The organism is Mammaliicoccus sp. G-M28 (genome assembly GCF_022386595.1).
Classification (GTDB): Bacteria; Bacillota; Bacilli; order Staphylococcales; family Staphylococcaceae; genus Mammaliicoccus; species Mammaliicoccus fleurettii.
In genome coordinates this window covers 1-14,760 of the sequence record NZ_JAJNIF010000024.1, presented here as the reverse complement: position 1 = coordinate 14,760, position 14,760 = coordinate 1, and the positions used below count along the sequence as shown (strand labels likewise).

Below are 14,760 nucleotides of genomic sequence, written 5' to 3'. Positions count from 1 at the left end.
TGTATAAAAAATAAGCATATCACTTTAAAAAATCAGTTAAGTGATATGCTTATTTTTTTTGATTTAGGATTTATATTCTAAGCTCTTATGATTTATTCTGTAATTGCATTTGCCATCCAAGTTACACCATATGGATCTTGGAATGAACCGAATAATGGAGACCATTCTACTTCTGCTAATTGCATATCTATTTTACACCCAGCAGCTTCAGCCTTCTTAAATAAATCGATAACTGCTTCTCTGTCGTTTTCATCATTATAGTTAAATTGGAAACAAGCTTGTGCGCCTTCATTATCAATATCTTTATTTTGCCATGTATCACTACACAAAAATGTCTTACCTAATAACTTGAAACTCGCATTCATTGTAAAAGATTCGGGCATTTGAAATTCCTCAGGTGCATCTTTGAATATTTCATGATTACCAGGTACTCTCATAATATCTGTTGCACCTAATTTCTCTTCGTAAAACTTTAATGCTTCAACGCTATTTTTAAAATTAAAATAACTATTTACTTCCACAAGTTTTCGCCTCCTATATCTTTTATTGTTCGAGTCAATTATAACTTCTGATGTGTAATATTACAAATATTTACTTAATTAAAAGTTTCAATATCTAGAGAGCTCTTGCCATTTAATTTCATGTCTGAAAATCTATTGTTTTCATATAAGAAATGGGCAACCGATCCTATCATTGCAGCATTGTCTGTACATAGATTTAATGGTGGTACACTCAATTCAATACCAAGCTTGTTAGACTCTTTCTCTAAAGCACTTCTTAAACCTTTGTTTGCTGCAACTCCTCCAGCTACGATTAAATGCTCAACATTATATTCTTTTACTGCTGACATTGTTTTACCTACCAATACTTCAACGACACTATTTTGAAAACTCGTAGCGACATCTTCTTTAACGATTTCTTCATTTTTTTGTTTTTTATTATGCAATGTATTTATTACTGCACTTTTCAATCCACTAAAACTAAAATCATAGCTATCTTTTTCCAACCATACTCTAGGAAAATTCAAGGTATCCTTTCCTATTTGGGCCAATCTATCAACTTCTGGTCCACCTGGATAAGATAATCCTATTGTTCTTGCTACTTTATCATAAGCTTCTCCAACAGCGTCATCGCGTGTTTCACCAATAATTTCAAAATCAAGATGATTCTTCATATAAATTAGTTCAGTATGCCCTCCAGATACAATGAGTGCAATTAATGGGAATTGAAGTGGTTTAACAAGGTGATTTGCATAAATATGTCCTGCTATATGATGAACCGGTATAAGCGGTTTTTGATGGCTAAATGCTAATGCTTTAGCACTAGCCACACCTACTAATAATGCACCAATTAATCCTGGTCCTTCAGTAACTGCTATTGCATCTATATCATCCATTGTCATATTTGCGTTCGATAATGCTTCATCTATAACTTGCGTCATAACTTCAACATGTTGTCTACTAGCAACTTCTGGTACAACACCACCAAATTTTTTGTGTGTCATCATTTGGGTAACGACTTCATTGCTTATAATTTCATTACCATTTTTGATCACACTAGCTGCTGTTTCGTCACAGCTCGTTTCTATACTTAAAATAATAGATTTAGTCATTTTTTAAACTCACCCACATCACTTTAGCATCCTCTCCGTCGCCATAATAATTTTTTCTGACACCACCATAAGTAAACCCAGCTTTTTCATATACATGTCTAGCAGCTTTATTTTCAATTCTTACTTCTAAGCTCATTGTCGTACATGTGGTACTTGCGTAATTCATAACATATTCTAATAATAATTGTCCTATCCCATTACTTCGATATGATTCGTCTACAGAAATTGTAGTTATTTGTGCCTGATCAATGACTATCCAAATACCACAATAGCCAATAATTTTTTCACCCAAAGACACAACGAAATAATGTGCAAATTCATTTTTTTCTAATTCATGATAGAAAGCTTCTAAAGACCACGAGCTATTTGTAAAACTTTGATTTTCTATTTTATAAACTTCTTGGACATCTTCAATACTCATTTTTCTAATTTCTAATGCTTTGTTTGATTGTTTTTCCAATTTTGTTCCGCCTCTGATAATTTTAAATATCGTGGTTTTAATTCATGAACGTTTAATACAGGTTGATCTTTTATTTGATTCATAAGTGAAGCATTTGGTAGATTCGTTATGATTCTACCATCTAATTTATTTTTCAAAGTTGCTGTATCGTTACCTACAAATATAAAAGGTTGAGTTTGATCATTTAAATATTTTTTAAGTTCTTCAATAGAAATATAACAATCTTCCATAACTTCTATTAAATTATCGTCTTCATATTTATAAACTCCTGCAAATACATGATCTCTTCTTGCATCAAATATAGGCACAATCAAATCTGTTTTACTATTGTAAGTCATAGCTAAAGATTTTAGCGAAGAAACTTCATATAATGGGATTCCCAATGAATATGCCAATGTTTTAGCTGTAGTGATACCAATTCTTAATCCAGTGTATGAGCCAGGACCATTGGCAACTACGATTTCTGTTAACATTTCAGGTGATACATTAGCCTCATTCATAAGTGTTTCAATTACCGGCATTAATTGTAAAGAATGATTTTTCTTTATATTAGATTGATAATTTAATAAGACAGTATCTTCTTTAACCATAGATACAGCTAATGGCTGGTTTGAAGTATCAATTAATAAAGTTGTCATCATTTAACACTTCCTTTATTTGTTTATAGTGTTCACCCTTTGGAACTATTTCAAACAATCTTTTATTTTCTTCTATATACTTAATGTTAATTTCTAAATATTCTTCGGGTAAAAAATCTTTAATATATTCACTCCACTCTATGAGCGTTACAGCATCAGAAGTAAAATACTCATCAAATCCTAAGTCTTCATCACTATTTTCTAATCTGTAGCAATCCATATGATGAAAAGGTAATCTTCCTTTATACGATTTTATAATATTAAAGGTAGGTGAATTAATATTTCTCTTAACGCCTAATGCCTTACCAAAATATTGGCTAAACGTTGTCTTTCCAGCTCCTAAATCGCCATTTAATAAAATAACATCGTTCTCAGTTACGACTTGAGCAAGTTTTTCAGCTATTTTTTTCGTCTTTTCTAATGATTCAACTTGAATAAACATTATTTGGCACCTACTTTTACTTTACTTAAACTAACTGAATTATTATAACAAATATTTAATTAATTGGGTAATGAACGGTTCACATCTAACTAAAGCGCTTACATTATCTAAATTTTTAGAATAATCTAAATCTTCTGTTGACATGTGCTCAAATATGCGTTAAATTTAGAACATAAATTTTTTAACTATTCAAAAATCTTAATCAAAAATATAGTTCACATTTGAGAAGAAAGGACGAGTTGTAATGAGATATAATATGACAGCAAACAAACCGACAATCGAATACAGCATATTAGTAATTTTATTACGCTCAGAAGGACTCGAACAACAGTAAGTATCAATTTACTGTCAGGTTTAAGTCCTATTTCTACTTGAATGGGACTGAAAGCAGCGTCCCATATATAATTGGGGCGTTGCTTTTTTATTTTTCTAGAGGAGTGTAATTATGAGAAGTGACATGATCAAAAAAGGTGACCAACAAGCACCTGCAAGAAGCTTATTACATGCAACAGGACAAATTAAAGATCCTACAGATATGAATAAACCATTCATTGCGATTTGTAACTCCTATATTGATATTGTCCCAGGACATGTTCATTTAAGAGAATTAGCTGATGTAGCTAAAGAAGCTATTAGAGAAGCAGGTGGTATACCATTCGAATTTAATACGATTGGTGTCGATGACGGAATTGCAATGGGACACATTGGAATGCGCTACTCATTACCAAGTAGAGAAGTAATTGCTGACGCAGCAGAAACAGTAATCAATGCTCACTGGTTTGATGGTGTATTCTACATGCCAAACTGTGACAAGATTACACCAGGTATGCTTTTAGCATCTGTTAGAACAAATGTACCTGCTATCTTTTGTTCAGGCGGTCCAATGAAAGCTGGATTATCATCAACTGGTAAAGCTTTAACATTATCATCAATGTTTGAAGCAGTTGGTTCTTTCAAAGGTGGATCAATGTCAAAAGAAGAATTTTTAGACATGGAACAGAATGCATGCCCTACTTGTGGTTCATGTGCAGGCATGTTCACAGCAAATTCAATGAACTGTTTAATGGAAGTACTAGGACTTGCATTACCTTATAACGGTACAGCTATTGCAGTCGGAGAAGAAAGAAGAGAGTTAATTCGTGAAGCAGCATTTAAACTTATGGATTTAGTTAAGAATGATATCAAACCTAAAGACATTGTTACTAAAGACGCAATCGATGACGCATTTGCTTTAGATATGGCAATGGGAGGTTCTACTAATACAGTACTTCATACATTAGCTTTAGCAAATGAGGCTGGTATTGAATACGATTTAAATCGCGTTAACGAAATTGCTAAACGTACACCTTACCTATCTAAAATTGCACCAAGTTCATCATATTCTATGCACGATGTTCATGAAGCTGGTGGTGTTCCAGCAATTATCGGTGAATTATTGAAAATGGATAATGTACTACACCCAGATAGAGTAACGGTCACAGGTAACACTTTAAGAGAAAATAATGAAAATAAAGAAATAAAAAATACTGATGTTATTCACACGAGAGATAATGCATTTTCTGAAACTGGTGGCTTATCAATGCTATTTGGGAACATTGCTCCCGATGGCGCAGCTATAAAAGTTGGTGGTGTCGATCCATCAATCAATAAATTTGTCGGTAAAGCAATTTGCTTTAGCTCACATGATGAAGCAGTAGAAGCGATTGATAACCATACAGTACGAGAAGGTCACGTAGTTGTCATTCGATATGAAGGACCTAAAGGTGGACCTGGAATGCCTGAGATGTTAGCCCCTACTTCATCTATCGTTGGTAGAGGATTAGGTAAAGATGTGGCATTAATAACTGACGGTAGATTCTCAGGTGCAACTAGAGGTGTTGCTGTAGGTCATATTTCACCTGAAGCTGCCGCTGGAGGACCTATTGGATTGATTGAAGACGGAGATGAAATTGTAATTGATTTAATCAACCGAACATTAGATGTAAGTGTTTCTGAAGCTGAGTTACACGCTAGAAAACAAAACATCGAACCATTTAAAGCGAAAGTTAAAACTGGTTATCTTGCAAGATATACTGCGCTTGTTACAAGTGCAAATACAGGTGGCATCTTGAAAGTACCAGACGAACTAATTTAAGGAGTGATTTGCATGGCACTAACTACTAAATCATACAAAGAACCAGATGAAGCAACTAAAGAAAAGACAATAACATACACGGGTGCTGAACTACTCGTACAATCATTTATTGACCAAAAAGTTGATTACATTTTTGGATATCCTGGTGGTGCAGTCTTACCTTTATATGATGCTTTCTATGAAGGTAAAGTGCCTCACATTTTAACGAGACACGAACAAGGAGCTGTTCACGCTGCAGAAGGTTATGCAAGAGTAACAGGTAAACCTGGCGTAGTTGTTGTTACAAGCGGTCCAGGAGCAACAAATACTATTACAGGAATTGCTGATGCTATGAGTGATTCAATTCCACTCATTGTCATCACTGGTCAAGTTCATCGTCCTGGAATTGGTAAAGATGCCTTCCAAGAAGCTGATTTACTTTCAATGACAACACCTATTACGAAACATAATTATCAAGTAACAGATGTAAAAGATATTCCAAAGATTATAGATGAAGCTTTCCATATCGCTTCAACTGGACGTAAAGGACCTGTCGTAATTGATTTTCCTAAAGATATCGGTGTTCTTGAAACTGTTGAAGTTGCACCAAGAGAACTTGATTTACCAGGTTATCATATTGACCTAAATCCTGAAGAAAAAGAAATTGACCAGTTTATTCAAATGATACGCCAAGCAGAAAAGCCACTTATTTTAGCTGGTGCAGGTGTTAACCATGCCGAAGCTTCAAATGAACTTACAGCTTTTGCGAATAAATACAAAATTCCTGTCGTTAATACTTTGTTAGGTTTAGGCTCTATCCCCTACTCTGATCCTTTATTTTTAGGTATGGGAGGTATGCATGGTTCATACGCTAGTAATATGGCACTAACAGAATGTGATTTGTTGATTAATTTTGGCAGCAGATTTGATGATCGTCTAGCAAGTAGCCCAGACGATTTTGCTAAAGATGCAAAAGTTATCCATGTCGATATTGATCCATGTGAAATCAACAAAATAATTCCAACTGATTTAGGTATTATTGCTGATGCAAAACTCACTCTTGAATCTCTATTAGAATATGAAACTCATGACCTTATTCACCATGATTGGTACGAACATTGTCTATCAAACAAAGCAACATACCCATTTAAATACGACAAACCCACTGATGACTTTGTTAAACCACAACAAGCAATTGAGTATATTGGTAAAATCACTAACGGTGATGCACTTGTCGCTACAGATGTAGGACAACACCAAATGTGGGTTGCACAATATTACCCGTTCAAGACACACGGTCAAATCATCACAAGTGGTGGTCTTGGAACTATGGGCTTTGGCATTCCAGCTGCAATGGGTGCAAAGTTTGCATATCCAGATAAAACTGTAGTTGCAGTTGTTGGTGACGGTGGTTTCCAAATGACAAATCAGGAAATGGCGATTCTTAATGAATTCAACAACGATATTAAAATCGTATTAATTAATAATGGTGCACTAGGGATGGTTAAACAATGGCAAGATAAGTTTTATAGCCAACGCTTTTCTCATTCAGTATTTTCAGGACAACCAGACTTTATGAAACTTTCAGAAAGCTACGGTGTTAAAAGTTTCATGATCGATTCTAATGAGAAATTGGAATCAACAATTGATGAAGCATTTGCACATAAAGGACCTGCCCTAATCGAAATTAGAATTTCCCCTTCTGAACCAGTACTTCCTATGGTTCCAAGTGGACAACCAAATTACAAGATGGAGGGCGTGGAATAATGAAAAGAACAATTAAGACTCAAGTACTCGATAGAGCGGGTACCCTCAACCGACTTACAAGTATTTTTGTAAGGAGACAATACAACATTGTTTCACTTTCAGCAACGCCAACTGAAACTGAGGGCATTACGAATATAACATTTATCATAGATGTTTCAGATGAAAGCAGTACAGAAACAATTATTAAGCAACTAGAAAAACAAGTAAACGTAATATCTGCACTAGACATTACAGAAACGAATCTATTCAATAGAGAGCTCATATTAATTAAGCTAGGTCACCCTACTGATTATAAGTCTTTCGAAAAATTGATTCAGCCCTATGAAAATCAACTTACTATTTTAAAAGATGTTGAAGACCATATTTATTTACAAGCATTTGGAACCCATCAAACAATAGAAAATCTATTGGATGATTTAAAAATATATCCAGTGACACAAGTGTCACGAACAGGTTCAGCAGGATTACTATAAAACTAAACAATTTAATGGAGGCATTTATTATGACTAAAGTATTTTATGACAACACGGTAACAGAAGACGCATTACAAGGTAAAAAAATTGCAGTTATTGGGTATGGTTCACAAGGACATGCACATTCACAAAACTTAAAAGATAATGGCTATGACGTTGTTATCGGTATTCGTCCAGGTAAATCATTTGATCAAGCTAAAGAAGATGGCTTCGAAGTTTATCCAGTAGAAGAAGCAGTTAAGCAATCTGACGTTGTAATGATCCTATTACCAGATGAAATTCAAGGACAAGTATATAAAGAAGAAATCGAACCTAACTTAGATGAAGGAAATGCTTTAGTATTTGCTCATGGATTTAATATTCATTTTAAAGTCATTCAACCACCAGAAAACGTTGATGTGTTCTTAGTAGCACCTAAAGGACCTGGTCATTTAGTAAGACGTACATTCGCTGAAGGTAGCGCTGTACCAGCTCTTTACGCTGTATATCAAGATGCGTCTGGCAAAGCAACACAATTAGCATTAAGCTACGCAAAAGGTATCGGTGCAACTAGAGCCGGTGTAATTGGTACAAGCTTTGAAGAAGAAACTGAAACAGATTTATTCGGTGAACAAGCAGTACTTTGTGGTGGTGTAACTAAACTTATCCAATCAGGGTTTGAAACTTTAGTTGAAGCAGGTTACCAACCAGAAATCGCATATTTCGAAGTATTACATGAAATGAAACTAATCGTTGATTTAATGTATGAAGGTGGAATGGAAAACATGCGTTATTCTATTTCAAATACTGCAGAATTTGGTGACTATGTATCAGGTGAACGCGTTATCACACCAGATGTTAAAGACAATATGAAAGCAGTTCTAAAAGATATCCAAACTGGTGCGTTTAGTGATCGCTTCATTAAAGATAACGAAAACGGCTTTGAAGAATTCTTGAGAATGCGTAAAGAACAACAAGGACATCAAATTGAATCAGTTGGTAGAGATTTACGTGACATGATGCCATTCGTTAAAGCTAAAAGTATTCAATCTAAATAAATGTATTAGAACTTAAGGAGAGGATTATTATGTCAGATCATATTCAAATATTCGATACAACACTTAGAGACGGAGAACAGACACCAGGAGTAAACTTTTCATTCGATGAACGTCTCAAAATTGCTATACAACTAGAAAAATGGGGAGTCGATGTAATAGAAGCAGGCTTCCCCGCTTCTAGTGAAGGCAGTTTTAAATCAGTAGAAAGTATTTCAAAGGCATTAACAACTACTGCAGTTTGTGGCTTAGCTAGATGTAAAAAATCAGATATTGATGCTGTTCATGAATCTACAAAAGAAGCACAACATAGACAAATTCATATCTTTTTAGCTACTAGCCCTATTCATTTAGAATACAAATTAAAAATGACTGAAGAACAAGTTTTATCTTCGATTACAGAAAATGTTACTTATGCAAAAACATTATTTGAAAAAGTACAATTTTCACCTGAAGATGCAACTAGAACACCTTTACCATTTTTAATTAAAGCAGTTCAAGCGGCTGTTGATGCAGGTGCAAATATTATCAATATTCCTGATACTGTTGGTTATTCGTATCCTTCAGAATATGGTCAACTCTTTAAGACTCTCATTGAAACAGTTAAAAGTGATCACGAAGTAATTTATAGCTCTCATTGTCATGATGACCTAGGACTAGCAGTAGCAAATGGACTTGCTGCTTTTGAAAACGGTGCTCGTAGAGTTGAAGGTGCAATTAATGGTATTGGTGAACGTGCAGGTAATACAGCACTTGAAGAAATAGCGCTTGCGCTACATGTTAGACAAGACCATTTTAATCTATCAACAAATATAGACTTATCTGAAACTAAAAATACGAGTGACATAGTAAGTAGATTTTCTGGCCTTCGAGTCCCAAGAAATAAAGCAATTGTCGGACAAAATGCATTTAGCCATGAATCAGGTATACATCAAGATGGCATTCTAAAAAATCCTGAAACGTATGAAATTATGACACCTCAATTAGTTGGTGTTGTTAAAAATTCACTACCTTTAGGAAAACTATCTGGAAAACATGCATTTAGCGAAAAACTTATTGAACTTGGTTATGATTTATCTCCTGATGAACAAGTAGAAGTATTTAAACAATTCAAGTCTGTCGCAGATAAGAAAAAACAAGTTACAGATCGTGACATTCACGCTATTTTACAAGGTAGTGAACATGAAGAGAATGCATACTATAAAGTGAATGCATTACAACTACAATTTGTGTCTAATGGCTTACAAAGTTCTGTAGTCGTTATAGAAGATAAAGAAGGTAATACTTATCAAGACTCTTCTATTGGTTCAGGTTCTATCACTTCAATTTATAATGCAATAGATAGAATATTTGATTATTCACCTAAATTACAACAATACCGAATTGACTCTATTACGGAAGGTACAGATGCACAAGCTGAAGTACACGTACAAGTACAATTTGAAGATGAAGTATTTACTGGTATAGGTATTGATTATGATATCTTATACGCATCTTGCAAAGCGTATGTAGAAGCGCACGCAAAATTCAGTAAAAACACAGTGAAAGAAGGCGTAAAGTCATGACATACAAAATCACTGCCCTACCCGGTGATGGTATCGGCCCAGAGATTTTAGAAGGTAGTATTGAAATATTAGAAGCACTTGCAAAAAAGTTTGAATTTGAATACGACTTAGTTACGAAAAATTTTGGAGGTATCGCCATAGATAAACATGGCGAACCTTTACCTCCTGAAACTTTAGAAGCATGTCAAAACAGTGATGCAATACTGTTAGGCGCTGTAGGTGGCCCTAAATGGACAAATCCTAAGAATAGACCAGAGCATGGTTTATTAGGTATTAGAAAATCACTAAAATTATTTGCTAATATTAGACCTACTATAGTTACTGAAGCTACTGCTCACCTTTCCCCACTAAAAGAATCATTAGTTAAAGATACTGATTTTATAATCGTTCGAGAATTAACTGGTGGCCTTTATTTTGGTGAACCAAAGTATTTCAATGAAAATCAAGCAGTAGATACATTGACTTATACTACAGAAGAAATAACAAGAATAGCTCACATAGCTTTTAAATTAGCTTTAAAAAGAAAGAATGTTGTAACGTCTGTTGATAAAGAAAATGTTTTAAGTTCTTCAAAATTATGGAGACAAACTTTAGAACAAGTTTCTAAAGAATATCCTGATGTAACGCTAAATCATTTATTAGTTGATGCATGTAGCATGCACCTTATAACTAATCCCAAGCAATTTGACGTTATTGTAACTGAGAATTTATTTGGTGATATCCTAAGTGATGAAGCTTCAGTAATTCCAGGTTCATTAGGCTTATCGCCTTCTGCTAGTTTTGGTGAAAGTGGCCCAAGTTTATATGAGCCAATACATGGATCTGCCCCAGATATTGCAGGTCAAAATAAAGCAAATCCTAGTGGTATGTTACTCTCACTAGCAATGTGTATTCGTGAAAGTCTACATCAACCAGAATGCGCACAACATTTAGAAAATATAGTTTTTAATACAATTAATGAAGGTATTGCCACAAAAGATTTAGGTGGTAGCTACAGCACATCTGAAGTCTTCGAAGCAATTAAAAAATCAATTTAAGAGGAGGAAAACGACATGTCACAAACATTATTTGATAAAGTATGGAATCGACATATAGTAGCTGGTAAAGAAGGTGAACCCCAATTATTATACATCGACTTGCACCTAATACATGAAGTTACATCTCCTCAAGCATTCGAAGGATTAAGATTGCAAAACAGAAAATTGAGACGACCTGATCGAACTTTTGGAACTTTAGATCATAATGTTCCTACTGTTGATATATTCAATATTAGAGATGAAATTGCTAATAAACAAATTAATGCCTTACAAAAAAATTGTGAAGCATTTGGTGTAAAGTTATTTGATATGGGTTCAGACGAACAAGGTATAGTACATATGGTTGGTCCAGAAACAGGTTTAACACAGCCAGGTAAAACAATCGTATGTGGAGATTCACATACTGCTACTCATGGTGCATTTGGTGCTATTGCATTTGGAATAGGTACTAGTGAAGTTGAACATGTTTTTGCAACTCAAACATTATGGCAAACTAAACCTAAAAACTTAAAAATTCAAGTAGATGGTACCCTACCTACTGGTGTATATGCAAAAGATATCATCTTATATTTGATTAACCAATATGGAGTTGATTTTGGTAGTGGATACGCTTTAGAATTCGCAGGTGAAGCTATTTCCAATATGTCAATGGACGAGCGAATGACTATTTGTAATATGGCCATTGAAGCTGGTGCTAAGTATGGAATGATGAAGCCAGATGAAACAACTTTTGAATATGTTAAAGGTCGTGAATATCAACCTGAAAACTTTGAAGAAAAAGTAGAAGATTGGAAAACGCTTTATTCTGATGAAGATGCTACTTATGATAAAATCATCACAGTTGATGTAAATGATTTAGAACCACAAGTTACATGGGGAACTAGTCCAGAAATGGGCGTAAGTTTCAGTACACCATTCCCAGAAATCAATGATATTAATGATGAAAGAGCGTATAACTATATGGGGCTTAAACCTGGTCAAACCGCACGAGATATTCCTCTAGGTTATGTATTCCTTGGTTCTTGTACAAATGCTAGACTTTCAGATTTAATTGAAGCGAGTAAAATAGTAGATGGACACCAAGTTCATCAAGATATTACAGCTATAGTCGTACCAGGTTCACGAAGCGTTAAACTACAAGCTGAGGCACTAGGATTAGATAAGATTTTCAAAGATGCAGGCTTTGATTGGCGAGAACCAGGATGTTCAATGTGTCTAGGTATGAATCCCGATCAAGTACCAAATGGGGTACATTGTGCCTCAACGAGTAACCGTAACTTTGAAGGACGACAAGGTAAAGGTGCAAGAACACATCTCGTATCGCCAGCTATGGCTGCTGCGGCTGCTATAAATGGAAGATTTGTAGATACTAGAAAGGTGGTCATTTAAATGGAACCTATTAACATCTTTAATGGGAAAACAGTTCCCCTATTGAATGATAATATTGATACGGATCAAATTATCCCTAAAGTCTTTTTAAAAAGAATAACTAAAACAGGATTTGGCCCTTTTCTATTTGATGAATGGCGCTATCTTGAAGACGGTTCTGAAAATCCAGACTTCAACTTAAATAAACAGGAATATAAAGGTGCAAGCATTTTAATTTCTGGTGACAATTTTGGTTGTGGATCATCAAGAGAACATGCCGCATGGGCGCTTAAAGATTTTGGGTTCCTTATTATTATTGCAGGTAGTTTTAGTGATATCTTTTATATGAATTGTACTAAAAATGGTATGCTTCCTATTGCTATTGAAAATAAAAATGATAGAGAAGCGATTGCTCAACATAGTGATATAACTATTGATTTACCAAATCAAGAAGTTATTACACCTGAAGCAAAATATCATTTTGAAATAGATTCAACATGGAAGAATAAACTTGTTAATGGGCTAGATGATATTGCTATTACATTAACTTACGAAGATCAAATAAACGAATATGAGAAAATGCACAACTAATTTGGGAGTGATAAAATGACCTTAAAAACACGTTTAAGTGCCGAAGATATAGAAGATGCTTTTTTAAAATTAAAAGACACTGTTAAACAAACACCTTTAGAAAAAGATATGTATTTATCACAAAAATTTGATTGTAACGTATACTTAAAAAGAGAAGACCTTCAATGGGTGCGCTCATTTAAATTACGAGGTGCATACTATGCCATTAATCAATTAACTGATGAAGAAAGAGCAAACGGCGTTAGTTGTGCAAGCGCAGGTAATCATGCCCAAGGTATTGCATTTACTGCTAAACAACTTGAAATTAAAGCAGTCATTTTCATGCCAGTTACTACCCCAGCTCAAAAAATTAATCAAGTGAAATTTTTCGGTGGTGAATTTGTTCAAATTGAATTAATTGGAGACACATTTGATGATTGTTTGAAACATGCCCTTGAATATACTGAAAAATTTGGATTAAGCTTTATTGATCCATTTGATAATATTAATACGATTGCTGGTCAAGGTACTATTGCAAAAGAAATGGTAGATTATGCAAATGATGAGAACATTCAATTTGACTATTGTTTTGCTGCAATCGGTGGTGGCGGACTTATTTCGGGAGTTGGTACATATTTAAAAGAAAATATGCCGACTACACAAGTTATAGGTGTAGAACCATTAGGAGCAAGTAGCATGGCTCAATCAGTAAAAGCAAATAAGATTGTAACGTTAACTGACATCGATAAATTTGTAGATGGTGCTTCAGTAGGAAAAGTTGGACAATTAACTTTTGATATTTCTAAAAATGTAGTAGACAATTTTGTAGCTGTAGATGAAGGTGAAGTTTGTAGCACTATTCTTGATATGTATTCGAAGCAAGCCATTATAGCCGAACCAGCTGGTGCATTAAGTGTGAGTGCCCTTAATCATTATACAAATGAAATTAAAGGTAAAAATGTAGTATGCATTGTAAGTGGTGGTAATAATGATATTAATAGAATGAAAGAAATCGAAGAAAGATCCCTCTTATTCGAAGATATGAAACATTACTTTATCGTTAATTTCCCACAAAGACCTGGCGCTTTAAGAGAATTTGTAAATGACGTATTGGGTCCTAATGATGACATTACTAAATTTGAATACTTAAAAAAATCTAGTCAAAATACTGGTTCTGTTATTATTGGTATTCAACTTAAGGATCATAATGATCTTGACCAATTATATAAGAACGTCAGTGAATTTGATCCTAAATACATTTACATTAATCAAAACAAAATGCTTTATTCACTACTGATTTAAAAGATAGTAGAATATAAATCCTAACTTAAAAAAATAAGCATATCACTTAACTGAGTTTTCAGTTTTATAGTGATATGCTTATTTTTTTTAATATCATACGATTTTGTACGTGCATGCTTGCCTAGGGGTATGGCTCGAGCCTGCAGTCTCTCACACATACTATTCCCTCATGCGTCAGCACTTTACAAAATCGTGACAAACATCTATTTTTATACAAAAAGTAAGAGCAGAAATTCTAATATATTTATGTCCTAACTCTTTTATCACTTCTTTTTAATTTGTAATATTTGAGTCCGTTCTCAAAATCTATTTTTTGATTAAGTTTCTCAGTCTTTTTTTACTATTTTTTAAAGTTTATAGTGATATGCTTATTTTTAAT

14 protein-coding genes are annotated in these 14,760 nt (G+C 34.1%); 9 read left to right on the top strand and 5 right to left on the bottom strand.

Annotated elements, in window-relative coordinates; genetic code table 11:
- Positions 1-92: 92 nt before the first annotated feature.
- The 5 genes from LQ609_RS12250 to tsaE form a co-directional block, all read right to left on the bottom strand.
- Complete coding sequence (locus tag LQ609_RS12250; RefSeq protein WP_078358298.1) at positions 93-521, bottom strand: VOC family protein; 429 nt, start codon at positions 519-521, stop codon at positions 93-95.
- A 74-nt stretch (positions 522-595) separates the two neighbouring features.
- Positions 596-1,612, bottom strand: a complete 1,017-nt coding sequence (tsaD, locus tag LQ609_RS12245) for a tRNA (adenosine(37)-N6)-threonylcarbamoyltransferase complex transferase subunit TsaD (RefSeq protein WP_208143660.1) — start codon at positions 1,610-1,612, stop codon at positions 596-598.
- Positions 1,605-2,033, bottom strand: a complete 429-nt coding sequence (gene rimI, locus LQ609_RS12240) for a ribosomal protein S18-alanine N-acetyltransferase (RefSeq protein ID WP_411815073.1) — start codon at positions 2,031-2,033, stop codon at positions 1,605-1,607. Before rimI ends, tsaD begins: the two co-directional genes overlap by 8 nt.
- Before the next feature lie 11 nt (positions 2,034-2,044).
- The gene (gene tsaB, locus LQ609_RS12235; protein WP_239734817.1) at positions 2,045-2,710 is read right to left on the bottom strand and encodes a tRNA (adenosine(37)-N6)-threonylcarbamoyltransferase complex dimerization subunit type 1 TsaB; all 666 of its coding nucleotides are present in this window, start codon (positions 2,708-2,710) and stop codon (positions 2,045-2,047) included.
- On the bottom strand, positions 2,691-3,152 hold the full coding sequence (tsaE, locus tag LQ609_RS12230) for a tRNA (adenosine(37)-N6)-threonylcarbamoyltransferase complex ATPase subunit type 1 TsaE (RefSeq protein ID WP_208143659.1): 462 nt from the start codon (positions 3,150-3,152) through the stop codon (positions 2,691-2,693). Before tsaE ends, tsaB begins: the two co-directional genes overlap by 20 nt.
- A gap of 445 nt (positions 3,153-3,597) precedes the next feature.
- Here tsaE and ilvD point away from each other — a divergent pair, with 445 nt between their 5' ends.
- From ilvD to ilvA, 9 genes are read left to right on the top strand one after another with little or no spacing between them, the layout of a single operon-like run.
- The gene (gene ilvD, locus LQ609_RS12225) at positions 3,598-5,286 is read left to right on the top strand and encodes a dihydroxy-acid dehydratase (RefSeq protein ID WP_078358305.1); all 1,689 of its coding nucleotides are present in this window, start codon (positions 3,598-3,600) and stop codon (positions 5,284-5,286) included.
- A gap of 12 nt (positions 5,287-5,298) precedes the next feature.
- Positions 5,299-7,032: a biosynthetic-type acetolactate synthase large subunit gene (gene ilvB / locus LQ609_RS12220; protein ID WP_078358307.1), complete on the top strand. Its 1,734-nt coding sequence runs from the start codon at positions 5,299-5,301 to the stop codon at positions 7,030-7,032.
- Positions 7,032-7,505: an acetolactate synthase small subunit gene (ilvN, locus tag LQ609_RS12215; RefSeq protein WP_239734816.1), complete on the top strand. Its 474-nt coding sequence runs from the start codon at positions 7,032-7,034 to the stop codon at positions 7,503-7,505. The genes ilvB and ilvN overlap by 1 nt, the downstream gene beginning before the upstream one ends.
- 29 nt (positions 7,506-7,534) lie before the next feature.
- Positions 7,535-8,542 (top strand): ketol-acid reductoisomerase, encoded by a 1,008-nt coding sequence (ilvC, locus tag LQ609_RS12210; protein WP_078358311.1) that lies wholly within the window; start codon positions 7,535-7,537, stop codon positions 8,540-8,542.
- 29 nt (positions 8,543-8,571) lie between these two features.
- Positions 8,572-10,104: a 2-isopropylmalate synthase gene (locus LQ609_RS12205; RefSeq protein WP_078358313.1), complete on the top strand. Its 1,533-nt coding sequence runs from the start codon at positions 8,572-8,574 to the stop codon at positions 10,102-10,104.
- Entirely contained in the window at positions 10,101-11,141 is a 1,041-nt protein-coding gene (gene leuB, locus LQ609_RS12200; RefSeq protein ID WP_239734815.1) for a 3-isopropylmalate dehydrogenase, read from the top strand. Before LQ609_RS12205 ends, leuB begins: the two co-directional genes overlap by 4 nt.
- 15 nt (positions 11,142-11,156) lie before the next feature.
- On the top strand, positions 11,157-12,530 hold the full coding sequence (gene leuC, locus LQ609_RS12195) for a 3-isopropylmalate dehydratase large subunit (RefSeq protein WP_078358315.1): 1,374 nt from the start codon (positions 11,157-11,159) through the stop codon (positions 12,528-12,530).
- Positions 12,531-13,100 (top strand): 3-isopropylmalate dehydratase small subunit, encoded by a 570-nt coding sequence (leuD, locus tag LQ609_RS12190; RefSeq protein WP_078358317.1) that lies wholly within the window; start codon positions 12,531-12,533, stop codon positions 13,098-13,100.
- Between the two features lie 15 nt (positions 13,101-13,115).
- Positions 13,116-14,381 (top strand): threonine ammonia-lyase IlvA, encoded by a 1,266-nt coding sequence (ilvA, locus tag LQ609_RS12185; protein ID WP_107509989.1) that lies wholly within the window; start codon positions 13,116-13,118, stop codon positions 14,379-14,381.
- Positions 14,382-14,760 lie beyond the last annotated feature (379 nt).